This window comes from Achromobacter sp. 2789STDY5608615, assembly GCF_001298995.1.
Taxonomy (GTDB): domain Bacteria; phylum Pseudomonadota; class Gammaproteobacteria; order Burkholderiales; family Burkholderiaceae_B; genus Achromobacter; species Achromobacter insuavis.
In genome coordinates, this window is sequence record NZ_CYTY01000005.1 from 118,183 (window position 1) to 142,096 (window position 23,914).

Genomic DNA, 23,914 nt, shown 5'->3' on the forward strand with positions numbered 1-23,914 from the left:
CCCGGCCAGGCAACACACAGGACGTTTTCTAGGAATGGGGATGTTTGGAAGATCGCAACGGGCCGTATTCAAGCCCTCCGTATACCAACCCGGCCAACGCACGCGCCGCATGCCGCGCTGGCTGGTCCTGCTGCTGGTGGGCATCGCCCTGGGCGCGGGCGGCGTGCTCTTCCTGCAGACCAACTACGGCCCGCAACGGCTGACCGTGGAACAATCCGAGCAGCTGCACAGCGAACTGAGCGCCTCCAAGCTCGAGAACCAGCGCCTGCAAAGCCAGCTCGAAGAAGCCACGCAGCAGCGCGACGCCAACAAGTCCGGCCACGAAAAACTCACCACCGACCTGGCCGACACCCGCGCCAAGCTGGAAACCCTGAACAAGGAACTGGTCCTGTTCCAGGACGCCATGCCGCCCGATCCCCGCGGCGGCAACCTGGGCATCCGCTCGGCCACCTTCAAGCGCCAGCCCGGCCTGCTCGACTACCAGGTGCTGGTGATGCGCGAAGAGCGCAATGGCGCGCCGTTCAAGGGCACGCTCACCTTCTCCATCGACGGCAGCTACCCCAACGGCCGCGCCGCCACCATCACCCCGGAAGGCCCGACCCTCAACGTCGACCGCTACGACTACGCGCTGGGCCAGCTGAAGCTGCCCGACGGCTTCACCCCCAAGGTCGTGGTGCTGCGCGTCATGGACGGCGGCCAGAAGCAGCAGGCCATGCGCATCTACTACGTGCGCAACTGAGCTTCACCGCCCCGTCAGAAGAACCCGCCCGCCCCGGCGGGTTTTTTTTGATCCGACGAAATAGTTGCGCACACAACTAACTCGGCGATATAGTTGCGTAAACAACCAATATCCCGGAGACACCATGACGCCACCCGCCCGCGTGCCCGTCCTGATCGTCGGCGGCGGTCCGGTCGGGCTCACCCTGGCCACGCTGCTGGCGCATTACGGCATTGCCTCGCTCACGCTCGAGGCCGACGACGGCTATTGCAGCGGCAGCCGCGCCATCTGCATCTCGCGCCGCTCGCAGGAAATCCTGGGCTGGGCCGGCGCCGACGCGGCGCTGACCGCCACCGGCCTGCCCTGGAGCGGCGGCCGCAGCTACTATCGCGACCGCGAAGTGCTGCACTTCGAAATGCCGCACGACCCGACGCAGCGCTTCGCGCCCATGGTCAACATCCAGCAGTACTTCGTCGAGGAATACGCGCACCAGGCCATGCTGCGTCAGCCCGGCCACGCAACACTGCAATGGTCCGCCCGCGCCATCGCGGTGCGGCCGGGCCCCGACGGCGTGGACGTCGAGGCCGAGATCGACGGCCAGCGCCACGCCGTGCGCGCCGACTGGCTGGTGGCCTGCGATGGCGGCCGCAGCAGCGTGCGCGACGCGCTGGGCCTGAAGCTGGAAGGCATGCAGTACGAAGGCCGCTACGTGATCGTCGATATCGAACAGGCGTCCGACCGCCCCGTCGAACGGCTGGCCTGGTTCGATCCGCCCTCCAATCCCGGCTCCACCCTGCTAATGCACCGCCAGCCCGGCAACGTCTGGCGCGTCGACTACCAGATCCGCGACGACGAGGATGCCGCCGAGGCGGTCAAGCCCGAGAACGTGCTGCCGCGGGTGCAGAGCCACCTCGACATGATTGGCGAGACGGCGCCGTGGAAGCCGCTCTGGATCTCCCTCTACAACGCCAAATGCCTGACGCTGGAGCGCTACCGCCACGGCCGCGTGCTGTTCGCGGGCGACGCCGCCCACCTGGTGCCGATCTTCGGCGTGCGGGGCCTGAACTCCGGACTGGACGACGCCGGCAACCTCCCCTGGAAACTGGCCTGGGTGCTGCGCGGCCAGGCGTCCGAACACTTGCTCGACAGCTACAGCGGCGAGCGCGTCCACGCCACCCGCCAGAACCTGGCCTACGGCGCCAAGAGCACCGAATTCATGGCGCCGCCGGATTTCGGCTTCCGCCTGATGCGCGAAGCCGCGCTGCGGCTGGCGCTGACCGACGAGCGCGCGCGCCCGCTGATCAACCCGCGCCAGTCCGCGCCCATCTCGTATGACGGCTCGCCGCTGAACCTGGCCGACGGCGCACAGGACCAACATCCTGCCGCCGCCCCCGGACAGCCCGCGCCCGACCTGCTGCTGGCCGATGCCGACGCGGCGCCGCGCTACCTCAGCGCCTGCTTCGGCCAGGGCTTCGTGCTGCTGGCCTGCGCCCCCGATGCCGCCGCGGCCCGGAACCTGCAGGCGCTCGCGGCCGCCACCCGGCAAAGCCCGCGGCCGTTGCAGGCCATCGCCGTGGACGGACCGGCGCCCGGCGCCTGGCGCGACCCGCACCGCCACCTGCGCGAGCGCTTCGGCGCCCAGCCCGGCACGATCTGGCTGCTGCGGCCGGACGGCTACGTGCTCGGCCGCTGGGCCACGGCGGACGAACGCGTCCTGCGCGCCGCGTTGGCGCCTTACTACCCGATGATCGAACCCTCGCCGCAGGAGCCGCAAGCATGAGCAACGATGAACTGGACCAGGTCTACACCCTGATGGCGCAGACCCTGACCCGCGTCGGCCCCGCGCAGGCGCCGCTGTTCCTGTCGATCCTGGGACTGTCGGCGCTGGCGCGCCTGCCCGATGCCCAGGCCGCCACGGCCCTGCTGGCGCAGGCCGAGGCGGCCTGCGCCGCCCCTGTGGCACACTATCCCGCCGCCACCGCCGACCACCCGACGTGACCACGCCCGCCCTCGAACGATTCCTGACCTACCGCCTGCACGTGATCAACAAGATCACCGACCGCGACACGAATCGTGCCTACCTGGAAGACTGCGGCATCCCGCTGGGCGAAGCGCGTTGCCTGGCCGCGATCGGCCGCTACGCGCCGCTATCGGTCAACGACCTGGCGCTGGCCGCCAACCTGAACAAGGGGCAGGCGAGCCGTTCGGCGCAGGCCCTGGTCGAACGCGGCCTGATCGAGAAAAAGGATTCGGCGGCCGACGGCCGCGGCGTAGTGCTGTCGCTGACAACGGCCGGCGATGCGCATTACCGGCGCATCATCGACCTGATCGCGCGCCGCAACCAGGAAATCTTCGGCTGCCTCAGCGCCGACGAGCAGCGCCAGCTGGGCGACATGCTCGACCGCCTGATCGCGCACCAGCGCGACCCATCCGGCGCGCGCGAGGACTGATCCGTCTACGCCGCCGCTTTCGGCGTGGTGGCGCCCATCTGCGCGGCGGCCTCGTCCATGAACTGCGCCATGCGCACGTCCAGCTCGGTCACGCCGCCGGCATCGTGCGTGGTCAGCATCACGTCGACCCGGTTGTAGACGTTGGTCCATTCGGGATGATGGTTCAGCTTCTCGGCGAACATCGCCACCCGCGCCATGAACCCGAAGGCGGCGTTGAAATTGGCGAAGCGGAAGCGCTTTTCGATCGCGTCGCGCATCGCGACGGCCTGCCAACCGGACAGGGCCGCGACCGCGATGTCGGTGCCGATACGGGCAGGGGGAAACATGCTCATGGCGAACTCCAGGAAAGGCCAGGAAAGAGCGCCGCGCCGTTCGCGCCGGCAACGGCCCGGCGCGCCATCGCGGCCGGCGGCATGCCGCCGGCGCACGGCGGGCGCGGCGCCCGCATGCTACTACTGCTTGACCGCGTACAGGTAGATCTCGACCCGGCGGTTCAGCGCCCGGCCGTCGGCGGTGGCGTTGTCGCCGATCGGGTCGTTGGGCCCGCGCCCTTCGATCGTCAGCCGCGTCGCCGCCACGCCCTGCCGCGACAGATAGTCCGTGACGCTGCGCGCCCGGTTCACCGACAAAGTCTGGTTGTGCGCCAGCGAGCCCGTGCTGTCCGTGTGGCCCACCACCTTGGCGCGCAGCTCGGGATGCTGGTTGAGCGAGCGCGCCACGCTGTCCAGCACCGGCAGCAGCGCCGGCTTGAGGGCGGTCTTGTCGGTATCGAACGACACGTTGCTCGGAATGTTGACCTTCAGGCTGCCATCCGGCATCTCGACCACGTCGATGCCCAGCGAGGTCGCCCCCGACTGCTGCACGTCTTCCTTCACCACCTTCCAGTTGTAGCCAATCAGGCCGCCGGCCACGGCGCCGATGCCGGCGCCGACCGCCGCGCCGGTGCCATGGCCGATCAGGGCGCCGATGCCGGCCCCCACGGCCGCGCCCGCCCCGGTTCCCACCGCGGTGTTGGTCTGCTGCTGCGTGGCGCACCCCGCCACCAGCACACCCGTTGCCGCGACTACAGCGATACGCTTGAGCATTGTTCTTGATTGCATGACAACCTCCACGATCCTGTCGGTGCGCCGGCACGATGCCGGCTGAATCATGTTAAGGCCAGTCCCGCCCCCTGCGTGACCCAAAGGTACGCAACATTTTGTACCGCGCCAGGCCGGACGCCCCGTTGCCGGCCCGGCCAGGGCTCCGTTCAATCCCGATACGCCCTCAGTGCCCGCTCCCGAACCCGGCCAGCCACGGCAGCGCGTCATCCAATCGCGGCGACTGCGCCTCCGGCGCCGGCGCGCCTTCAGGCAGGGCCAGGCCCACACGGTTGTGCCAATAGGTGCGCAGCCCAACCTTGCTGGTGCCGAACAGGTCGTAGCCCGAGCCCGCCACGAACGCCGCCTGCGCGGGCGGGATCTCCAGCCGCGCCAGCGCCAGTTGGTAGGGCCGGGGATCCGGCTTGTAGTAGCCCGCCTCTTCCGAGGTCACCACCACGTCCCAGTCCACCCCCAGCAGGGCGGCCGCGCGATGGCCCAGGTGCCGCGAACAGTTGGTGACCACCCCCAGCCGGCAATGCGGCCGCAGCGCCTGCAACAACTCGCGCGCGCCGTCCCAGGCCGGCAGCCGCTCCCATCCCGCCTCCAGCGCCGCCGGCGCGCTGGCCGGCAGCCCCACGGCCGAGGCGGCGGCCTCGACCAGTTGCTCATAGGGCTGGTACGCGCCGCAGCCGTAGGTCAGGCGCAGATACTCGGCGCGCCAGGCGCGGCCACGCGCCTCCGAGCCGGCCGCGGCATTCCATACCGTCCAGGAATCCAGCAGCGCGGTCAACAGGTCGAACAGCACCGCGCGGGGATAGGCGGCGGACGGGGCAACTACGGGCATGGCGGCACTCCTTGGATTCGATGCCGTCACTATAGAGACGGCATCGCTCGCCGTGATTTAGCCTGGATGCAATCACCATTCAGTCCAGGCTTAATCCGGCCGCGCCCGCCAGCCATGCGGCCCGGACGTCGGGACACGCCCGCCGCGCGACGACGGTCCCATCGGAGTCCCGGCAATTGCATTTGCAATTCCATCGGGCAACGATACAATCGTCCGCCAAACGATTGCAATTGCAATTATTCAACCATCGGGCGCGTCGGCAGCGGACTGCCCCGCGCCGCCCACCTCCGGACCTCGCAGCATGCGTCTCTTGAACATCGTGTCTTCGCCTCGCGGCGCCCGCTCGGCGTCGATCGCCATCGCCCAGTCGTTCCTGGCCGCCTGCGGCCAGGCCCACCCCGGTCTCGAGGTCGACACCTTGAATGTGTGGGAAGAAGACTTGCCCGATTTCGACAGCCGGGCGATCGGCGCCAAGTACAAGGGCGTCTCGAAAACCCCGCTGGACGACGCCGAGACCACGATCTGGGCCCGCATCACCGAGCTCGCCGGCCGTTTCCAGCAGGCGGACCGGATCGTGCTCGGCGTGCCGATGTGGAATTTCGACTATCCCTACAAGCTCAAGCAGCTCATCGACCTGGTCAGCCAGCGCGGCATGCTGTTCGGCTTCGACGGCCAGGCCTACAGCCCGCTGCTCAGCATCCCGCGCGCCCTGGTGATCCACGTGCGCGGCCAGAGCCACGATCCGGCCGCCTACCCGGCCAGCCCCGGCTTCGCGCACCAGGCCGACTACCTCGACTTCTGGCTGAAGTTCATCGGCGTCAAGGACGTCCGGCGCCTGATGGTCGAGCACACCTGGGACGCCCTGGGCGCGGACACCATCGCGCAGGCCAAGGTCCGGGCGGCCGCGATCGCGCGCGAGTTCTAGCGCCGCGCCGGCCGCCCGCATCACATGCGCGCGCTCAGCGTCAGCATCACGTTGCGCGGGTCGCCGTAGTAGTTGCTGATGCCGGTGGCGTCGACCTTCTTGTAGTAGACCTTGTCGAAGATGTTGTTGACGTTCAGCTGCAGGCGCAGGTTCTTGTTGAAGTCGTAGCTCGCCATCGCGTTGTAGATCGCGAACCCGGCCTGGCGCGCCGTGATGCCGCGCGCGCTGGCGTAGGTGTCGCTCTGGGCCTGCACCCCGGCGCCAAGCGTCAACCCGCGCAATTGGCCCGGCAGGCGATAGGTGGTGAACACGCGCAGCAGGTGGCGCGGGTCGAGCGTGCGGATCGGCTGGCCGACGTTGCTGGCGGTCGAATCGCTCAGGTACTTGGTGCGGGTGTTGGTATACCCGGCCATGATCTGCCAGTCGGGCGTGACCTCGCCGCTCACTTCCAGTTCCCACCCCTCGCTGCGGGTCTTGCCGCCGGCGACCTTGCAATAGCCCGTGGGGTAATTGGGCAGGCAAGGATTGGCGCTGCCCGCGTCGTCCATGGCCCGGCCCACATTGTTGATGCGGAACACCGACAGCGCGGCATTCAGGCGACCATCGTAGAAGGCGCCCTTGATGCCGGCCTCGTAGTCCTCGCCGCGGATCGGCTCCAGCAGATTGCCGCCGCTGTCATAGGCTTGCTGCGGCGTGAAGATCTCGCTGTAGCTGCCGTACACGCTGAAATTCTCGTTGAGGTCGTAGACCAGGCCGGCATACGGCGTGATCTCGCGGTCGATGCTGTACTGGGTCGTGCCCTGCAGCACTTCATAGTCCCACCACGTGGCGCGCGCGCCCACCAGCAACGTCAGCGGATCGGCCAGCGAGATGCGGCCCAATGCGTACAGCGCCTGCTGCTTGGTGCGATTGTTGCTGGCTTCGTAGAACGAACCGCCGGTCGTGCCCTGCGGCTCCGGATACGTGCTCGACGGATCCCAGTCGCGGATGTCGATGTTGTTCTTCGGCCCCACATTGAAATAACCGCTGGAATTGGTCTGCCGCACGTAGCTGCTCTCGGCCCCCAGGGTCAGGTGATGCGTGCGCCCGAACAGTTCGACCGGACCATTGGCGGTCAGCGAAACGCCGTTCTGGTCGCTGGCGCTGCTCGGATAGATCGAGGTCGTGACGTTGTACAGATAGGGATTGGTCGTGCTGGCGCGCGTGATGTACGACTGCTTGAAGCCGCCGTCGAAATAGCGGAAGCGCGTGTTCATCGCGGTCGCCTTCACTTCCCAACCGCCGTCGAAGCGGTGCTCCAGTTCGAGCATGGCCTGGTCGTTGTAGCGGTTCCAGTGGTTCCAGTCCGCGCCCAGGTAGGTGCTGCGGCCCAGCTTCAGGTCCGAGCCGTCGAAACCGCGCGGCAGCCCGCCCCAGGCGCCGGTGGCCTTGAGCTCGGTATGCTGGAACGACCCGGTCAGCGTGGTGCGGTCGGTCAGGTCGGCCCGCAGCACGCCGTAGAACACCTTGCGGTGCTCGTAGCGGGCATCCTGGAAGAAGTCCTTGTTGTCGGCGACCGCGACCACCCGGCCGCGCAGCGTGCCGCTGTCGTTGAAGGCCCCCCGAGATGTCGGCCTCGGCGCGGCGGCGGTCCCACGAGCCCACCATCACGTCGGCGCTGGCCTGGAACTCGCGCGTCGGACGCTTGCGCACCAGGTTCACCGTCGCCGACGGATTGCCCGAGCCGCGCAGGATGCCGGCCGACCCGCGCAGGATCTCGACCCGGTCGAGCACCGCCGTGTCGGGCTGGATGAAGTTCGAACCGGCCTGGTACATGTTCATGCCGTCGACCTGCAGCGAATCGATGGCGAAGCCGCGCGAGTAGTAGCTCACCCGCTCGCTGTCGGTGTAGTCGACGGTGACGCCGGGCACGTTCTGCAGCACGTCGTGCAGATCCGGCAGCTTGCGGTCGTCGAGCAACTGGCGCGACACGATGGTCACCGGCTGCGGCGTGTCGCGCACCGACTGGGCGCCCTTGAAGATCGTGGTGGCCGAGCCGCCATAGGCGCCCGAGCCTTCGGTCGAGGCCGGATTGAAGCCCTGGGCGGTGATCCTGACCGGCGCCAGCACGGTCGCGTCGCCGCTGGCCAGCGGGCGCGTCTCCAGGATGTAGGCGCCATTGGCCATGCGGCGGGCCTGCCAGCGCGTGCCGGCCAGCACCTGCCGCAGTCCGTCCTCCACGCCATAGCTGCCCTGCACGCCGGACGATGACTCATTGCGCAGCGCGTCGGCATCGAACGTCAGCGCAATGCCCGCCTGGCTCGCGAACCGGTTGACGACATCGACCAGCGGACCGGCGGACAGGCTGTAATGCTGCTGCGAAGCGCCGGCGGCGGCCGGCGCGGCCTGCGCGTGCGCCACGGACGTCTGCAACGACCAGGCGGCGGCAAGGATCAGGACCAGCCGCCTGGGCGTCAACACGGCGCGGGACGGGGAAGCGGCTTGGACAGGCGAAGTGAAGAGGGGCATCGAGGAAAATCCGGCTGAGTGAATGGCTTCCTGGTAGGCCGATCCAGGACTCGCCAACCGGAACCTCGATTGGAAACAAGATGTATCAGACCGAACGGATCGGCCCCCTGGCGCGGGGAACGATCCACGTGACGTAGCGCGTCATGCGCCGGATCTCGACCGGGTAGCTGTTCTCCAGCGCATCCAGGGCAAGATCGGCGTTCGCCAGCGGAAATGTGCCCGACACCGGCAGTTCCGCCAGGCTGTCATCCAGCAGCAGCCAGCCCGGCCGATAGGCGCGCAGGCGCGCGACGAACTGGCCCAGCGGCATCTTGACCGCCACCAGCGATCCCGTGCGCCACGCCGCGAACCACTCGCTGCGCACATGACGCGGCGGCGCGACCTCGGTGGCGGAGAAGTCCGCCCACTGGTGCGCGTCCACCTGGCGCGCGCCCGCCCGGCCGTCGCGCGGCACGACGCGCACGGCCTGCGCGTTGACCCGCACCTGGCCATGGCCGTCACCGACACACACGACAAATTCAGCGCCCGCGGCATGCACGTCGCCGAATTCGGTCTGCACCACCACCGCCAACGAGGCGTCGCCGCGCTCGCCCGCCGCATTGACATACACGCGGCCGTTGCGCAGCAGGATCCGGCTTGCGCCCTCGTCGTAGACCACGTCGGCGGCGCTGTCCGTATCCAGCACGGCCACCATGCCGTCCCGCAAGGGCAACCGCGAGATCTGCCCGACCGCGGTGCTGAATTCGGCATTCCAACGACGCCAGGCCTGCGGCGCCTGCATTGCCAGCATGCCCAGGGGCAGGCAGGCGGCGCCCGCCACGGCCAGGCGCAAAATCTGCCTGCGCCCGCTGTCGGTGCCCTGCAGGGTCGCCATCGCGACCTGCTTGCACGCCACATCCGAAAAGCAGCGCTGCACCGCCTCGACCTTGGTCCAGGCCTGGCGATTCTCCGGACAGGCCTCCAGCCATTGCTGCCAGGCGGCGCGCATCTGTTCGTCATGCTGCGGCGCCATCAGGCGGGCAAACCATTGAGCGGCCTGCCGCGCCGATTCGCGCTCACGCGCTTTCGCAGTCCGGATCATGGCGCGGTCAATCCAGTATGTCGCAGCAGCGCGCCATGGCGCGCGCCATGTAGTCGCCCACGGTGCGCACGGACACGCCCAGGCTCGCGGCGATCACGGGATAGGAGGCGCCCTCGATCATCGCCATCAGGAAGGCCGCCTTGACCTTGCGGCCCAGGCCGTCGAGCATGCGGTCCAGGCGGACCAGCCGCTCCATGACCAGCGCCCGCTCCTCCAGCGACGGGTGATGCGTCTCGGGCAGGCTTTCGAGCACCTGCAGGTAGGCCTGCTCGAGCGCGCGGCGGCGCCACAGATCAATCAGCAGGCCGCGCGCGATGGTCGCCAGATAGGAACGCGGCTCGCGCAGCGTGGCGGCCACGTTCGATTGCAGCACGCGGATGAAGGTGTCCTGCGCCAGGTCGGCGGCGTCATGCCGGTCGTCCACGCGCACGCGCAGCCAACCGGTCAACCACGAGTGATGGGCGCGGTACAGGTCGGAGACGGTCTGCTGGGAATCAGGGCACAGAGCCCCCTCTGTGCTTGGAGGCGGGGACATGCGAGGAAGACGGCACTATTCACAATCAATAATCAATCTTATTCGCATTGTTTCGAATCCTCCAAGCCGGAAGACGAAATCTGATGTGTGTTGTGGCATGTACGCCGCATTGATGGCCTGCGTTCGCATGCAACGACGATGATCGTGCCGTGCTGGCCGTCGTTGGTGTCCGGCTGTTGTGGTGTATCGCGTGGGGGATTGGCGTTGAAGGCCTGGCTTTGGCGCCCGACGAGCGACGGGACGACACGGGATCGCGCGGGACATGAAAAAGGCCGTCGACGTTGAACGTCGACGGCCTTTGAAATTCTGGTGGGCTGTGAGTGGCTCGAACACTCGACCTACGGATTAAGAGTCCGCTGCTCTACCAACTGAGCTAACAGCCCTGCATGTTCATTCACAACTGCTTGGGTAACGCCGCTTTCGCGTTGTTGCCGCTGCGTTGTTGTGTTTAACCAGCGAAGAAGCGAGATTATAGGGACCTTTTTTTATTTGTGCAAGTCGATTGCCGATCGGCCGCAAAAAAAGTCGCAGGCCTCTCGCAGCCGAGCCGCCGATCGCTCCCGGCCTTCCGCCGAAACGGGCCGCCTGTCACGCGCGGCGCGCCGCGGCATCAGGCCGCGTAGACGGGGCTGGGGATCGCGCCGCGGATCACGCCGCGTACCCGCCATCCACCGCCAGGCTCGCGCCCGTCACGTAGCGTCCGTCGGGACCGGCCAGGAACGCCACCATGCCGGCAATGTCGCGCACTTCGCCGTAGTGCGGCAACGACAGCACCGCCACCAGGTCGCCCGCGTGCTCGCCGGCAGCCGGGTTCATGTCGGTGTCGATCGGGCCCGGATGCACCACGTTGGCGGTGATGCCGCGCGCGCCCAGGTCGCGCGCCACGCCGCGGGTCATGCCCAGCAACGCCGACTTGCTGGCCGAGTACAGCGTCACGCCGGCGCGGCCCGAGCGCTCGGCCAGGCAACTGCCGATGTTGATGATGCGGCCGCCATCCGGCATCGCGGCCTGCGCCGCCTGGATCGCGACGAAAGGCGCGCGCACATTGATGTTCATCGTGCGGTCGTAGTCCTCCAGCGTGACCTCGTCCAGCGGGCCGGCCAGGAAGATGCCGGCGTTGTTCACCAGCACGTCCACCGGCCCCAGTTCGCCGATGGCCTGCTCCACCGCCCGCCGCACTTGCGCCGGATCGGCCGAGTCGGCCTGGATGGCGCGCGCGCGCCGGCCGTCCGCTTCGAGTTCGCGCGCCAATGCCTGCGCCGTGTCGCGCGACGCGGCGCTGACGTACGTGAAGGCCACGTCCGCGCCTTCGGCCGCCAGGCGGCGCACGATCGCCGCGCCGATGCCGCGGCTGCCGCCGGTCACGAAGGCCACTTTTCCGTTCAGGTTCTGCATGGGTCTACCTTAATTTGTAGTGTTCAGTACAAATATCATCAACCGACGGCGGCCAGGCGTCAATGATTTTTTTATCAATCAACACAAAATAGCTCTCGCAGGTAAAATCGGATTCATGGCAGAACGTGGGCGCCCCCGGAACTTCGACCGAGCCCAGGCCTTGCGCAAGGCCATGGAAGTCTTCTGGTCGAAGGGATATGAAGGAGCATCGCTAACCGATCTGACGGCCGCGATGGGCATCAACTCGCCCAGCCTCTACGGCGCATTCGGCTCAAAAGAAGGACTATTTCGGGAAGCGGTGCAGCTTTACCGCGACACCGATGGCGCCGCCTCGCGCCGCGCCCTGACCGACGCCGCCACCGCCCGCGCGGGCATCTGCGGCATGCTGCTGGCGGCGGCCGAACGCTTCACCACGCCCGGCGCGCCGCCGGGCTGCCTGATCGTGCTGGGCGCGCCGTCCGGCGCCGACACCGATGCCGGCGTGGGCGTGTTCCTGGGCGACAACCGCCGCGAAATGCAAGGCCGCATCCTGGCCCGCCTGACCGCCGGCGCCGCCGCCGGCGAATTGCCCGCCGGCACCGACCTGAAAGGGTTGGCGGCGTTCTACACCACCATCCTGCACGGAATGTCGATCCAGGCGCGCGACGGCGCCAGCCGCAAGACCTTGCAAGCGGTCGCGCGCCAGGCGATGTGCGCCTGGGACGCGCTCGCCGGCATGCCCCCTTCCGGCCTGCCCCCAGGCCGCGCCCACGCCTGACGGGCCCTCCCATGCTCCGCATCGACCTCCGGCGCCTCATCCTCTGGATCAGCCTGCTGTCGATCTTCCTGGTGCTGGCCGCGGGTCTGCATGCCAGCTACCTGGTGCAACGCGACCTGCTGCTGCACAACGCGCTCGAGAGCAACCGCGTCTATGCCGCCAAGCTCGCGGCCACCACGGAATACTTCCTCGGCGACCTGCGGCGCCATCTGGCCTACAGCGCCGACATGCTGGCCGACATGGAGACCCATCCGGAACTCATGACGTCGGAAACACGGCGCCAGGAAGAACAGCTGGGCCACTTCAATTCCAGCTTCGTGGTGTCGGCGCAGGGCAAGGTGCTGGCGGTGTCGACCTCCTACCCGCAGCTGATGGGCCAGCAGATGACCAGCGACGCCGCCCGGACCGCCTTGACCACGCGCCGGCCGTTCATCAGCGAACCCTTCCGCGCCAGCACCGGCCGCTGGCTGATCCTGTACACGCATCCGATCTTTTCGCGCGACTATCGCTATCTCGGCTATATCGCCGGCACGCTCTACTTGCACGAGGACAACGTGCTGGACCGCCTGCTGGGCCAGCACTTCAACCGCGACGACTCGCTGCTGTACGTGCTGGCGCGCGACGGCACGCTGATCTATCACCCCGACCGCAGCCGCCTGGGCAGCATGTCCGCGAACAAGACGGCGTTGGCCGCGGCGCTGCGCGGCGAGACCGGCGAGGCGCGCTTCACCGACGCAACGGGCGCCGAGATCCTGGCCGGCTACGCGCCGGTGCCGAGCACCGGCTGGACCATCATCGCGCAGCGGCCGGTGGCCAGCACCCTGCTGCCCCTGAACGACCTGCTGATGGCGACCGCGCGCAACACCCTGCCGCTGCTGCTGATTTCGATCCTGCTGATCTGGCTGCTGTCGCGCTGGATCGCCCGCCCGCTCGGGGAACTGGCCAGCATCGCCAAGCACATGCAGGATCCCGATTCGGCCGAACGCATCCGCAAAGTGCGCTCGTGGTATTTCGAGGCCTCGCAACTCAAGCGCGCCCTGCTGATGGGGCTGACGTCGATCCAGCACAAGATCCGCGACCTGCGCCGCGCATCCACCACCGACACCCTGACGTCGCTGCTGAACCGGCGCGGCCTGAACGAGGCCATGGCGCTGCTGCAGGCGGCCGATACGCCGCTGGCCATCGTGGCGCTGGACATCGACCACTTCAAGAACGTCAATGATCTTTACGGCCACGCCGCCGGCGACCGCGCGCTGCAGGTGCTGGCGGCGCTGCTGACCGAAGGCTCGCGCAGCGGCGACACGGTCGCGCGCAGCGGCGGCGAGGAATTCGTGATGCTGATGCCGGGGTCGCCGCTGGCCGCCGCGGTGGCCACGGCCGAGCGCCTGCGTCAGAAGCTGGAAGCGCTCGGCACCGAGACCGGCCTGCCCGCGCCGATCACGCTGTCGGCCGGCGTGGCCTGCTATCCGCAACACGGCGCCACGCTGGACGAAGTGATCCAACGCGCCGACCGCGCCCTCTACTACGCCAAGAACCACGGCCGCAACGCGGTCTGCGTCGCCGACAACCAGGCGCGCGACGGCGCCCGCCTCGCGCTGCCGCGCTGACGCCGCCTACTTGCCCTTGGGCGCCGGCGCCTTGGGCGGGGTGCGCATCTGCTTGAGCAGCGCGCCGCAAGAATTGTCGTCGGTGGTGCTGGGCGCGATCAGCGCCAGCAGACCCGCCGCCGGCGTCAGGATCACGCCCAGCGCCACCATGCCCGCGCCGCGCGCGGCCAGCGGCCCCACGTGCACGCCCACGTCCGGCTTGCCGAAGGTGCCGCGCACGTACAGCGGCGAGCGCAGCGAGAAGATGCGGAAGCCCTTGCTGTCGGGCGTGATGTCCAGGTCGAGCTTCTCGTTCTTGAAGTCCGTGGTGCCGGTGATGTTGATCAACGCGTTCTCGGTATCGAACACGAAGACGCGCGGCGTCATCACGCCGCTCTTCATCTCCAGGTCGGCCGCGCCGCAATTGATCTTGACCTCGTCGTCGCCGAACAGCTTCGAGACCACGTAGTTGCCGACGTTCAGGCCGGCGATCTCCATCAGGCTGCGGCTGATGACGCCGTCGTTGACCAGCATCTTCACGTCGCCATTGGCCGAGCCGAGCAGCGCGGCCACGGAATTGCCCGTGCCCGACAGCGCCAGGTCGCCATTCAATTCACCCAGCGCGCTCTGCATCGACGCCGTCGCCGGGAACAGCTGCTTGAGCCGCAGCCGCCGCGCGTGCATCTCGACGCGGCCCGTCAGGGGCGCCTTGGAGCCGTCCAGCCGCACGATGGCGGCCATGCTGCCGCCGGCCATGCCGAAGCGCAGCGGATCGAGCGTCAACTGGCCATCCTGCAGGATCACGTGCACCGTCAGGTCCGACAGCGGCAGCTTGGCGTCGTGCACGATGCGGCCGGCCTCCAGCGCCACGTCGGCGTCCATGTCGCGCCAGCGGTCGGTGCGGAACGCCTGCGTCGGCAGCACCTTGCCGTCGGGCGGCTTGGCCGGCGCGTCCTTGGGCTTGTCCTGGGCCGGGGCGGGCTTGCCGGACTGCACGCCGATCAGCGGCCCCAGGTCGGCCATGCGCAACTGCTTGGACGACAGCTTGCCGGTCAATTTCGGACGCGGCGCGGCCAGCGAGAACGTCACATCGCCATGCAGGTCGCTGTTGCCGACGCGGCCGTTGAAGTCACGGTACTCGAACACCGCGCCGCCGGCGTTGCGCAGCCTGGCCACCAGGTGGCCGTCGGTCGAATACGGCGGCGTGTCGGGCAGCGTCACGCCGGTCAGCGGATACAGCTGCGCCATCGAACCGCCCGACAGCTTCAGGCGCAGGTCCAGCGCGCCCAGGTTGGCGGGGTCGGTCAGGGTGCCGGTGATGGCCGCCTTGGTGCCGCCGATCGACACGTCGGCCTGCACCGGGAAGGGCTGCTTCGGATCCTGCAGCGCCAGCATGCCGCCGACCTTGCCCTCGCCCTTGGTGGGCAGGTTCTTGAATTTTCCGTCGACCTTCCAGCCGAAGACATAGTCGCGCGGCGCCGCCGCGGCGGCGTCTTCCGGCACGAAGGCGGCGCCGGCCACGTCGGCGAACGGCACCGGATTGCCCAGCGGATCGACCAGCACGGTCAGGTCGGCCTGCAGGATCGCATCGGACAGGCCGACACTGCCCTTGTCGAAGCCGATTTCATTGATGTCCAGCACCCACGGCGACGGCTCGCCCGTTTCGGGCAGGGTGAAGACCCAGTTGGCGCGGCCGTCGGCCAGGCGTTCGAGGTCGGCGGCGGGCTCGGTCAGCTGGATGCGCCGGATCACGACCCGATGGGCCAGCAGCGGCAGGGGCGACAGGCTGAACTCACCGCGCTTGAGGGTGGCGAATTCCGGCACGCGGGCCCATTCGGTGTTGGCGACGCTGATGTCATTGGCCACGATGTGCGGCCATGGCACCCAGCCGCGCCACCCGCCCTCGTCCGATTCGCGCGACCACTCCACGGTCAGGTCGCCGTTGATCGCGAAGGGCCGTCCGATGGCCGCGCTGACGCGTTCGTTGATCATCGGCCGGGCGCGATTCCAGTCGAAGGTGGCGACCAGCACGACCAGCGCCGCCACCAGGACGACGAGGGTGGCCACAATCCCGACCGCTATTTTTGTTTTGCGCGTCATCGTTATCATCCTTGCCGTTGCCGCCGGAGCGCCGATGCCCCGGCCCTATTTACCCTCAAGGGTAGCGCGCCGCGCCCGGCGGGTTAAGCTTGCCGGCCCCATAATGTGTACGGATTTTTCCGTGTCATAGAGCGCGGTCGGCAAAAGTTACAAAGCGACCGGGCGGGAACCGGCCGTTCGCCCGCCGTGGACGGAATAATTCCTACCGATTTTTTGACGCCCGCCCTGTTCAAATGCGCGGCGATCGACCCGCAACCGTCCCCGGGGACGGAGCAGCAGTACTACCTGGAGGCCCGATGCGGCATTCGAGCTTGATTTTCGTGGTGGCGGCCTTTGCGCTGCTGACCCTCAGCCGCCTGGCACTGGCCGCATGGCAATGGCAGCGGGTGCGCAACGCCGGCGGCCTGCCCCCCCTGCTGCTGGGCGGGCTGCGCATCGACGCCCACCAGATCGGCGTGCTGGCCGCGCTGCCGATCGTGCTGTCGCCCTGGCTCGGCCACCTGCCGTTCGCCGCCACCGCCGCCGGCATCTGGTATCTGGTCGCGTTCATCCTGCTGGCCTTCCTGGAAGTCGCCACCCCGCCCTTCATCCTCGAATACGACACCCGCCCCAACCGCCTGTTCGTCGAATACCTGAAGCACCCGCGCGAGGTCTCCGGCATGCTGTGGCGCGGCTACAAGGGCGCGCTGCTGGGCGGCTTCGGCGCCCTCGGGCTGATCGGCTGGGGCGGCTATGCGCTGTTCGGCCACGCCGTGCCCGACGCGCCCCTGGCCTGGTGGCAGATGCCGCTGGCCAGCCTGGCAATTCTGGCGGTGGTGATCCTGGCGATCCGCGGCACCCTCGGCCACCGGCCCATCAACCCGTCGTCGGTGGCCTACAGCTCCGACGGCATGCTCAACACCCTGGCGCTGAACTCGCTCTACAACGTGTTCTACGCCGTCTACAGCATGAAGAACGAGAAGTCGGCCTCCGCCGTGTACGGCGGCATGGACGACGACGACATGCAGCGTCGTGTGCTGACGCAGGCCGGCCTGCCCTATCCGCCGGCCAACGCGGACTACCCCAGCCTGCATCGCCAGCCCGCCAGCCGCAAGACCGCGCGGCCGCTCAACCTGGTCATCATCCTGGAAGAAAGCCTGGGCGCGCAGTACAGCGCCGGCCTGGGCGGCATGGATCTGACGCCCGAACTGGACGCACTGGCGCGCGACGCCTGGACCTTCACCCGCGCCTACGCCACCGGCACGCGCTCGGTGCGCGGCCTGGAAGCGGTGGTGACCGGCTTCCTGCCGACCCCGGCGCAGGCCGTGCTCAAGCTGCCGCGCTCGCAGCGCGGCTTCTTCTCGCTGGCCGACCTGCTGGGCCGCCATGGCTACCACTCGCGCTTCATCTACGGCGGCGAATCGCACTTCGACAACATGAAGGGCTTTTTCCTGGGCAACGGCTTTCGCCAGATCGTCGACCGCGAGGACTTCGTCGATCCGGCCTTCGTCGGCACGTGGGGCGCGTCGGACGAGGACATGTTCAACCAGCTCGACCGGCTGCTGCGCGAGGACGGCGACCAGCCCACCTTCACGCTGGCCTTCAGCGTCTCGAACCACTCGCCCTGGGAATACCCGGCGGGCCGCATCCAGACCGAAGGCAACCCGGCCACGGTGGAGAACACCGTGCGCTACGCCGACTGGGCCCTGGGCCGCTTTTTCGAGCGCGCCAAGGCCGCGCCCTACTGGGAGAACACCGTCTTCCTGATCGCCGCCGACCACGACTCGCGGGTGTTCGGCGCCAGCCTGGTGCCGGTGCGCCACTTCCATATTCCCGCCGTGATCCTGGGCGCCGGCGTCGAACCGCGGCGCGACGACCGCCTGATCAGCCAGATCGACCTGGCGCCGACGCTGCTGTCGCTGATCGGCGTCGATACCGAGCACCCGATGCTCGGCCATGACCTGACGCGCAGCACGCCGGGCCGCGCCATCATGCAGTACGACAACACCTACGGCTATCTGAAGGAAAACGACCTGCTGGTGCTGGCGCCGAACAAGACGCCGGTGCAGTACCGCTACACCGCACCGGAAGACTATGCCCCGGCGCCGCTGGATCCCGCGCTGGCCGACGAGGCGCTGGCGCACGCGCTGTGGCCGAGCTGGGCCTACCGCGAAGGGCGCTACTGCATTCCGGGCGCGGCCGCCGTGGCGCAGGACGCGAAGACGCCGGCTGCCGCCGGATAGGCGCTTACGTCGGCCGCCGGTTCGCCGGCCGCCGGATCGCCGGCCGCCGGAATGCCTTGCGCGCCTGCTCGCTGGGACCGTGGCAGTGGCAATCGGGATGGTGGTCGTTGACCATGCCGACCGACTGCATGAAGGCATACACCGTGGTCGGGCCGACGAATTTCCAGCCCAGCTTCTTGAGGGCCTTGGACAGGGCCTCGGATTGCGCCGAGGTCGACGCGCCGCGCGTGGACGGCGATCCCGGCGGCGCCTCGAAACGCCAGAAGAACGCCCCCAGCGACCCTTCGCGCTCGATCATTTCCAGCGCCCGCCGGGCATTGTTGATGACGGCTTCGATCTTGCCGCGATGGCGCACGATGCCGGCGTCGGCCAGCAGCGCCAGCACCTGCTTTTCGCCGAAGCGCGCGACCTTGGCCGGATCGAACGCGGCGAAGCCGCGGCGAAAGGCCTCGCGCTTGTTCAGGATGGTGCGCCAGCTCAGGCCGGACTGGAATCCTTCCAGGCACAGTTGCTCGAACAGGGCGCGGTCGTCGCCTTGCGGACGGCCCCATTCGTTGTCGTGGTACGCCATGTATTCGGCGGACGTGTCGACCCAGGCGCAACGGGCGAGGCCGTCGGAAAAGGCGGAGTTTGCGGTCATGAAAAAGCGTCCTGGCGGCTATCGGGTTTCCGATGCTACCGCAGCAACGTCCCCGAAAAAAGTCGTAGCGGCCGCAAGCCGAATCCAGCTACTATTTCCCGCCCTGATCCCGCGCCGGCCGTGCCCGAGCGCGCCCCGGATCGGCCAGGCGGGCTTGCGGCATGCAAGCCCGTTTTGCGTCATGCCGGGGCCGGACAGGCTTTCGGATCCACCGCCATGTCCCTGCTCGAGACAGCCGCCCTGACCCTGGTATCGCCCGCCCTGCTGGCCGGCGACAACAACCCCGCCACCAATCCCTGTCTGGACTGCGGCGCCTGTTGTTCGCATTTCCGGGTGTCGTTCTATATCGGTGAACTGGCCGGCGAAAATGGCGGCCAGGTGCCGCTGGATCTCGTGACGCAGATGAGCCCGCTGCGGGCCTGCATGAAGGGCACCGAAATGGGCGGCGGCCGCTGCGTCTCGCTGCGCGGCGAACTGGGCCAGCCCGGCATCCACTGCGCGATCTACGAAAACCGCCCCACGCCCTGCCGCGAGTTCGACATCTGGATGCCCGACGGTTCGCCCAATCCCGATTGCCAGCGCCTGCGGCTGGCGCTGGGCCTGCCGGCGGTGCCGCCGCGGCCCGACGCGGAAAACGATCCGCAAGGCCCGTCGCACCCCAACCAGCCCGACCAGCCGGCCGCGGCCTGAAACGCCTGTCGTCCTAGCGGGCGGCGACCAGCATGCCCTCGGCGCCCGCCTGCGCCTCCTGCCCACGCGCGGCCCGCGGCGCATTGTCGCGACGCCGCACGCGCACGATGCCCGGATCCTTGCCCAGGAAGCTCAGCACGTTCTGCATCACGCGCTCGCGCTCGTGATCGACACAGATCATGTGATAGCTGTCCTGCAGCAGCACCACCGACGCGCCGGGAATCCGCGCCCCCAGCAGCCGCGCCGAACGCGGGCTGGTCAGCTCATCCTCGACCGCGTGCATCACCAGCGTCGGACAGCGCATCCGCTCCAGCCCGCGCTTGACCATGCCGCGCAGGCGATCGACCTGCCGCACACACGCCAGCGGCACCCATTGGTAGTGAAAGCCGTCGCCGCGCGCGAAGCCCGCCTTGATGAAGGCCCGCACCAGCTCGCTCTTGACGCCATACGGGTCTTCTTCCTCGACCCGGATGCGGCGCGGCACGCCCGGCACGTGATACAGCAGATAGCGCAGGCCCCGATACCAGGGCGTGCTCCAGCCATCCAGGAACACTGGCGCCGACAGCGACACCAGCGCGCCGCGGGTGTGCGACTCGCGCTTGCAGAGTTCGGCCGCCAGCAAGGCGCCCAGGCACATGCCGATGACGTGCACCACCTCGTACTGTTCGCACAGCTCGCGGTAGCGCCGGGTGACGACGTCCATCCAGTCCTCGACCCGCACGTCCAGCAGGTCCTCGGGCCGCCCCGCGTGGCCGGGCAGGGTCACGCCATGGGTTTCCACCCCGGCGCGCGCCAGCACCTTGTGCAGCGAGCCCATGTCGAATTCCGTGCCGCCCAGGCCATGGATCAGCAACGCGCCGGTGCGCGGGGTGGTCACGGCGTGCTCCCGGCCGGGGCATCGAGCTGCCAGGCGGCGCGCGTGGCCGCCAGCAGGCGCGCCAGGACGTGGGCGAAGGCGAGGACCGGGGTCGGAGCCGCGGCGGCGCCGGCGCTCCCGGCCGGCGAGAAAGCGAGGAAAGGTTGGCAAGTCATGGAACACCCTTGATGCATGGAGGGCAGGACGAGAAGACCTGTCCTACCCTGCCGCCATGGTAGGCAAAGGGCATCCGCGAAGATCCGCAAATCTGTCGGGAAAAAGTGAAGATCCGTAAAGGCTGGCCAGGGCTGGAGGGCGCGGCCGGCGACGGGTGTTGGCGGCCTGCCGCCACGCGGCCCCGGACCGGCCGGCGGCCCGTCGAAGACTTATTCCCGGCCCGCCAGATAGCGCGTGGGCGTCATGCCGAAGGCGGCGCGGAAGTTGCCGATGAAGGCGCTGGTGCTTTCGTAGCCGACCGACAGCGCGGCTTCCGTGACCGAACCGCCGCGGCACAGCATTTCCAGGCCACGCAGCAGCCGCGCCTGCTGGCGCCACTGGCCCAGCGTGACGCCGGTCTCCTGGCGGAAACGGCGCATCAGGGTACGCGTCGACATGTTCAGCCGCTGCGCCCATTCGTCGATGCCGGAAGGATCGTCGGGCGTGCCCAGCAGGGTGTTGGCCAGGTCCTGCAGGCGCGGATCGTCCGGCATCGGCAGCAACACCGGCGCGTGCTCGCGCTGCTTGACCTCGACCAGCAGCACCTCGAACAGCTGCTCGAGGTAGGCCTCGGACAGCTCGCCGGGCGGGCTGGTGGTGAAGCGTTCCATCAGCGCGTCGATCAGGCGCGACGACGGCCACGAGCGGCAATGATCCGGCAGCCGGGCGCAGGCGTCGGGCCGCACGTACAGGAACGACCCGCGCGCCTCCCCGAACCAGCGCGCGGCGTGCGTCACGCCGGGCGGAATCCAGCCCAGGCTGCCCGGCAGCACGGTCCAGACCTCGGCGCCCGACTGCACCAGCACCAGGCCCTCGTGCACCAGCACCAGCATGCCCTCGTTGTGCACGTGGTCAGGCACGGACAGCCCCTTGGACGCGCGCGGATGCCGCATGCTGAACGGCGTCAGCAGGACATCGGGCAAGGCGTTGTGGACCACGGTCACGCGCATGGTTGGCAGATTTGAGCTACAGGTTGACGGATTCCCGTTAGCGGGGTCATTTGAAAATGTACATCATTCTCATCAATCGGGCATCGCCCCCCCCCGAATGGAGAATCGACATGGACCATACCCGCCTGCGCGTGGCCGGCATCAAAGCCACCTTCCCGCGCCTGAAGATCCTGGACATCTTCCACCAGCACGCCGACCAGCACATGAGCGCGGCGGACATCTACCGCAACCTCATCTCGGAACGCAGCAGCATCGGCCTGGCCACGGTTTATCGCGTCATCACGCAACTTGAGGACGCCGGACTGCTCAAACGTACTCAGCTCGACTCGCACTCCACCGTGTACGAGTTGAATGACAAGGGACACCACGACCACCTGGTCTGCCGCCATTGCGGCCGGATCCAGGAATCCAGCGACCCCGCGATGGCGCAGCTGGTGCGCGATATCGCCAGGCAACGCGGCTTCGCGCTGGATTCCTACAGCCTGGTGCTTTACGGCGGCTGCGGCTGCCGCAAGGCCGCGCCCGCCCCTTCCATCGGAGAATTCGAATGAACCGCGACCAGTTTTTCTTCCACGATCTATCCCACTTCCCCATCGTCACCGCCAGGCACGGCAGCGCGCCGGCCGGCTATTCCGCCAGCTGGATCCGCGAGATGGAGATGCTGGTCGACAACCCCCAGACCTTCGTCATGGTGGTGCCGGACATGCGCACCGAGGCCAGCCACGACGACCGCAAGGCCATGATCGACTGGCAGACCACCAACATGCCGCGGCTGAAGGCGCGTTGCCGCGCGTTCATCGCCGTCGAACGCGACGCCGGCGCGCTCGACAAGATCCGCAAGCGCGGCGAGAAGATGGCGCGGGCCTTCGGCATGCCGTTCCTGGCCGTGGCCACGCCGCATGAAGCGGTGCAGTGCGCGCGCGAACTGCTCGGCCAGGCCGGCCCCGGCGGCTTCGTGATCGACTGACGCGCACCACGCTTGCACTCTGCTTTCAAGCGCGCCTTCGGGCGCGCTTTTTTTGCGTATCCGGCCCGCGCACGGCCGTAAATCCCGGCGCCAGGGCTTATTGCCGAAATTAGAATGCAATATTGATAAATTTGCGATTGTGGCAAAAGGTGTTGCTGGAATAAATTCCACCACTGGCCCAATCGCCTGTCCCGCAGGCTCCCGGGGCTGGCATTGCAGCGCGCCGGGCTCCCGGAAAGCGCTCATCCCGCGGCGCAACCCACCCTCGCTTGCGTGGTCCGACGCCGTTGGCCGTGGCGTTCACAAGACGGCACGGCGCGCGGCCACCCCAAGGACCGCCGCCTCCCGCGCTGTTCATAGCGGTTGCCAGCCGCCCGGACTCGACATTGAGATTTACGGCACGCACATCAATGAAGCGATTCCAATTCGACAGCACCGCGCTTCGTTACTTTCTCACTGTCGTCGACACAGGGTCCGTCAATGGCGCCGCCGCGCGGCTCAACGTCGTCAGCTCGGCCGTCAGCCGCCAGATCGCCGGCCTGGAGCAACGCCTGCACAACCAATTGTTCGAACGCCACCCCAAGGGCATGCGGGTGACGGAAGTCGGCCGCATCCTGGCCGACCATGCGCGCCGCGTCGAGGCCGACGCCGCCCGCACCTATGCCGAAATCGACGGCCAGAACGGCCGCTACACCCAGACCGTGAAGATCGCCGGCGCGCCCGGCTTCGCCGCCTACGCCCTGCCGCGCAAATTCGCCGCCTTCCAGGCCGAACACCCGACCATCCGCTTCAAGTTGCACATCCTCGACGCCGGCCTGGTGGCCGAACGGGTCCGTTCGGCGCAGGCCGACATCGGCGTCACCTACAGCCACACGGCGGAAAAGGACATCGCCGTGATCTATTCGCATCCCGCCGAGATCGTCGCGGTGATGCGCCCCGGCCACCCGCTGGCCGCCAGCGAATCGCTGCACATCACGCAGCTGTCGGCCTATCCGCTGGCGCTGCCGGACGGCGGCAGCGCCCTGCGGCAGGTGCTGGACATGGCCTGCAGCCTCTACAACATCACGTTGTCGCCGGCCTTCACCTCGAACCTGCCGGGCGCGGCCTATCACTATGTCCAGGCCAGCGACGCGGTCACCCTCTGCGCCCGCCTGACCGCCACCGAACACCTCGAAAGCGGGCGGCTGATCTGCCGCCCGATCAATGACGCGCTGCTCAACGCCGGCCAGCTCCAGTTCCAGACGCACGCCTCGCGCCCCCTGTCGGACGCCGCGCACCGCTTCCTGCGCTTCATCCGCAGCGACGCTCCCCAACTGTTCTGACCCCGCGGCCGGGCCCGCCAACGCGCAGGAAAGCCAGGCGCGGCGGCAGCATTGCCGAAAGCAGAATGCC

At 68.3% G+C, this 23,914-nt stretch carries 25 protein-coding genes, 1 tRNA gene and 1 pseudogene; 13 read left to right on the forward strand and 14 right to left on the reverse strand.

Annotation, left to right across the window (positions count from 1 at the left end):
* Window positions 1–40 precede the first annotated feature (40 nt).
* From AOZ49_RS06060 to AOZ49_RS06075, 4 genes are all read left to right on the forward strand, one after another.
* Window positions 41–739: a DUF6776 family protein gene (locus AOZ49_RS06060; RefSeq protein WP_054474618.1), complete on the forward strand. Its 699-nt coding sequence runs from the start codon at window positions 41–43 to the stop codon at window positions 737–739.
* A gap of 124 nt (window positions 740–863) precedes the next feature.
* Window positions 864–2,498, forward strand: a complete 1,635-nt coding sequence (locus AOZ49_RS06065) for an FAD-dependent monooxygenase (RefSeq protein ID WP_054474619.1) — start codon at window positions 864–866, stop codon at window positions 2,496–2,498.
* A complete protein-coding gene (locus AOZ49_RS06070) occupies window positions 2,495–2,716 on the forward strand; it encodes a hypothetical protein (protein WP_054433549.1) in 222 nt (73 codons plus the stop codon). Before AOZ49_RS06065 ends, AOZ49_RS06070 begins: the two co-directional genes overlap by 4 nt.
* A complete protein-coding gene (locus AOZ49_RS06075; protein WP_054474620.1) occupies window positions 2,713–3,168 on the forward strand; it encodes a MarR family winged helix-turn-helix transcriptional regulator in 456 nt (151 codons plus the stop codon). Before AOZ49_RS06070 ends, AOZ49_RS06075 begins: the two co-directional genes overlap by 4 nt.
* A 5-nt stretch (window positions 3,169–3,173) precedes the next feature.
* On the opposite strand, the gene AOZ49_RS06080 is transcribed toward AOZ49_RS06075, so the two are convergent.
* The 3 genes from AOZ49_RS06080 to AOZ49_RS06090 form a co-directional block, all read right to left on the reverse strand.
* The gene (locus AOZ49_RS06080; RefSeq protein WP_054433547.1) at window positions 3,174–3,500 is read right to left on the reverse strand and encodes a 4a-hydroxytetrahydrobiopterin dehydratase; all 327 of its coding nucleotides are present in this window, start codon (window positions 3,498–3,500) and stop codon (window positions 3,174–3,176) included.
* A 120-nt stretch (window positions 3,501–3,620) separates the two neighbouring features.
* Window positions 3,621–4,268 (reverse strand): YiaD family glycine zipper/OmpA-like lipoprotein, encoded by a 648-nt coding sequence (locus tag AOZ49_RS06085; protein ID WP_054433546.1) that lies wholly within the window; start codon window positions 4,266–4,268, stop codon window positions 3,621–3,623.
* A 166-nt stretch (window positions 4,269–4,434) separates the two neighbouring features.
* Window positions 4,435–5,094, reverse strand: a complete 660-nt coding sequence (locus AOZ49_RS06090; protein WP_054474621.1) for an HAD family hydrolase — start codon at window positions 5,092–5,094, stop codon at window positions 4,435–4,437.
* A gap of 301 nt (window positions 5,095–5,395) precedes the next feature.
* On the opposite strand from AOZ49_RS06090, the gene AOZ49_RS06095 reads away from it, so the two are divergent.
* Complete coding sequence (locus AOZ49_RS06095) at window positions 5,396–6,019, forward strand: FMN-dependent NADH-azoreductase (RefSeq protein ID WP_054433544.1); 624 nt, start codon at window positions 5,396–5,398, stop codon at window positions 6,017–6,019.
* A gap of 20 nt (window positions 6,020–6,039) precedes the next feature.
* Here the strand turns inward: AOZ49_RS06095 and AOZ49_RS32910 are convergent, their stop codons facing one another.
* Entirely contained in the window at window positions 6,040–7,584 is a 1,545-nt protein-coding gene (locus tag AOZ49_RS32910) for a TonB-dependent siderophore receptor (RefSeq protein WP_197286705.1), read from the reverse strand.
* Between the two features lie 41 nt (window positions 7,585–7,625).
* On the opposite strand from AOZ49_RS32910, the gene AOZ49_RS33350 reads away from it, so the two are divergent.
* Window positions 7,626–7,883 carry a hypothetical protein gene (locus tag AOZ49_RS33350; RefSeq protein WP_231690258.1) on the forward strand — a complete coding sequence of 86 codons (258 nt, stop codon included), beginning with the start codon at window positions 7,626–7,628 and terminating at the stop codon, window positions 7,881–7,883.
* On the opposite strand, the pseudogene AOZ49_RS33355 reads toward AOZ49_RS33350, so the two are convergent.
* The 5 genes and pseudogenes from AOZ49_RS33355 to AOZ49_RS06120 form a co-directional block, all read right to left on the reverse strand.
* Window positions 7,784–7,999: pseudogene (locus AOZ49_RS33355) on the reverse strand (TonB-dependent receptor plug domain-containing protein); the annotation flags it as partial. The gene AOZ49_RS33350 and the pseudogene AOZ49_RS33355 sit on opposite strands and share 100 nt — an antisense overlap.
* Window positions 8,000–8,612: 613 nt before the next feature.
* The gene (locus tag AOZ49_RS06105) at window positions 8,613–9,608 is read right to left on the reverse strand and encodes a DUF4880 domain-containing protein (RefSeq protein WP_054474622.1); all 996 of its coding nucleotides are present in this window, start codon (window positions 9,606–9,608) and stop codon (window positions 8,613–8,615) included.
* A 7-nt stretch (window positions 9,609–9,615) separates the two neighbouring features.
* Window positions 9,616–10,113 carry a sigma-70 family RNA polymerase sigma factor gene (locus AOZ49_RS06110; protein ID WP_156355605.1) on the reverse strand — a complete coding sequence of 166 codons (498 nt, stop codon included), beginning with the start codon at window positions 10,111–10,113 and terminating at the stop codon, window positions 9,616–9,618.
* Between the two features lie 337 nt (window positions 10,114–10,450).
* Window positions 10,451–10,526, reverse strand: a tRNA-Lys gene (locus tag AOZ49_RS06115).
* A gap of 265 nt (window positions 10,527–10,791) precedes the next feature.
* Complete coding sequence (locus AOZ49_RS06120) at window positions 10,792–11,538, reverse strand: SDR family NAD(P)-dependent oxidoreductase (RefSeq protein WP_054433540.1); 747 nt, start codon at window positions 11,536–11,538, stop codon at window positions 10,792–10,794.
* 115 nt (window positions 11,539–11,653) lie between these two features.
* Between AOZ49_RS06120 and AOZ49_RS06125 the strand changes: the two genes are divergently transcribed.
* Together AOZ49_RS06125 and AOZ49_RS06130 are read left to right on the forward strand one after the other, a co-directional pair.
* Window positions 11,654–12,295 carry a TetR/AcrR family transcriptional regulator gene (locus tag AOZ49_RS06125; protein ID WP_054433539.1) on the forward strand — a complete coding sequence of 214 codons (642 nt, stop codon included), beginning with the start codon at window positions 11,654–11,656 and terminating at the stop codon, window positions 12,293–12,295.
* An 11-nt stretch (window positions 12,296–12,306) separates the two neighbouring features.
* Window positions 12,307–13,902: a sensor domain-containing diguanylate cyclase gene (locus tag AOZ49_RS06130; RefSeq protein ID WP_054433538.1), complete on the forward strand. Its 1,596-nt coding sequence runs from the start codon at window positions 12,307–12,309 to the stop codon at window positions 13,900–13,902.
* Window positions 13,903–13,908: 6 nt separating this feature from the next.
* Here the strand turns inward: AOZ49_RS06130 and AOZ49_RS06135 are convergent, their stop codons facing one another.
* Window positions 13,909–15,981, reverse strand: coding sequence for an AsmA family protein (locus AOZ49_RS06135; RefSeq protein WP_054474624.1), 2,073 nt, complete (start codon window positions 15,979–15,981; stop codon window positions 13,909–13,911).
* Between the two features lie 296 nt (window positions 15,982–16,277).
* On the opposite strand from AOZ49_RS06135, the gene AOZ49_RS06140 reads away from it, so the two are divergent.
* Window positions 16,278–18,203 carry an LTA synthase family protein gene (locus AOZ49_RS06140; RefSeq protein WP_054474625.1) on the forward strand — a complete coding sequence of 642 codons (1,926 nt, stop codon included), beginning with the start codon at window positions 16,278–16,280 and terminating at the stop codon, window positions 18,201–18,203.
* Window positions 18,204–18,207: 4 nt separating this feature from the next.
* Here the strand turns inward: AOZ49_RS06140 and AOZ49_RS06145 are convergent, their stop codons facing one another.
* Window positions 18,208–18,843: a DNA-3-methyladenine glycosylase I gene (locus AOZ49_RS06145; protein WP_054474626.1), complete on the reverse strand. Its 636-nt coding sequence runs from the start codon at window positions 18,841–18,843 to the stop codon at window positions 18,208–18,210.
* Window positions 18,844–19,059: 216 nt separating this feature from the next.
* On the opposite strand from AOZ49_RS06145, the gene AOZ49_RS06150 reads away from it, so the two are divergent.
* The gene (locus AOZ49_RS06150) at window positions 19,060–19,533 is read left to right on the forward strand and encodes a YkgJ family cysteine cluster protein (protein WP_054433534.1); all 474 of its coding nucleotides are present in this window, start codon (window positions 19,060–19,062) and stop codon (window positions 19,531–19,533) included.
* Window positions 19,534–19,546: 13 nt separating this feature from the next.
* On the opposite strand, the gene AOZ49_RS06155 is transcribed toward AOZ49_RS06150, so the two are convergent.
* The 3 genes from AOZ49_RS06155 to AOZ49_RS06160 all read right to left on the reverse strand — a co-directional run bounded on the left by AOZ49_RS06155 (window position 19,547) and on the right by AOZ49_RS06160 (window position 21,555).
* Window positions 19,547–20,410 (reverse strand): alpha/beta hydrolase, encoded by an 864-nt coding sequence (locus AOZ49_RS06155; RefSeq protein WP_054474627.1) that lies wholly within the window; start codon window positions 20,408–20,410, stop codon window positions 19,547–19,549.
* Window positions 20,407–20,565: a hypothetical protein gene (locus AOZ49_RS32390; RefSeq protein ID WP_156333492.1), complete on the reverse strand. Its 159-nt coding sequence runs from the start codon at window positions 20,563–20,565 to the stop codon at window positions 20,407–20,409. The genes AOZ49_RS06155 and AOZ49_RS32390 overlap by 4 nt, the downstream gene beginning before the upstream one ends.
* Before the next feature lie 210 nt (window positions 20,566–20,775).
* Window positions 20,776–21,555, reverse strand: coding sequence for a helix-turn-helix domain-containing protein (locus AOZ49_RS06160; RefSeq protein WP_006392995.1), 780 nt, complete (start codon window positions 21,553–21,555; stop codon window positions 20,776–20,778).
* Between the two features lie 110 nt (window positions 21,556–21,665).
* Between AOZ49_RS06160 and AOZ49_RS06165 the strand changes: the two genes are divergently transcribed.
* From AOZ49_RS06165 to AOZ49_RS06175, 3 genes are all read left to right on the forward strand, one after another.
* Window positions 21,666–22,106, forward strand: coding sequence for a Fur family transcriptional regulator (locus AOZ49_RS06165; protein WP_054433532.1), 441 nt, complete (start codon window positions 21,666–21,668; stop codon window positions 22,104–22,106).
* Window positions 22,103–22,522: a hypothetical protein gene (locus tag AOZ49_RS06170; protein ID WP_054433531.1), complete on the forward strand. Its 420-nt coding sequence runs from the start codon at window positions 22,103–22,105 to the stop codon at window positions 22,520–22,522. Before AOZ49_RS06165 ends, AOZ49_RS06170 begins: the two co-directional genes overlap by 4 nt.
* A 410-nt stretch (window positions 22,523–22,932) precedes the next feature.
* Window positions 22,933–23,844, forward strand: a complete 912-nt coding sequence (locus tag AOZ49_RS06175) for a LysR family transcriptional regulator (protein WP_054433530.1) — start codon at window positions 22,933–22,935, stop codon at window positions 23,842–23,844.
* Window positions 23,845–23,914 lie beyond the last annotated feature (70 nt).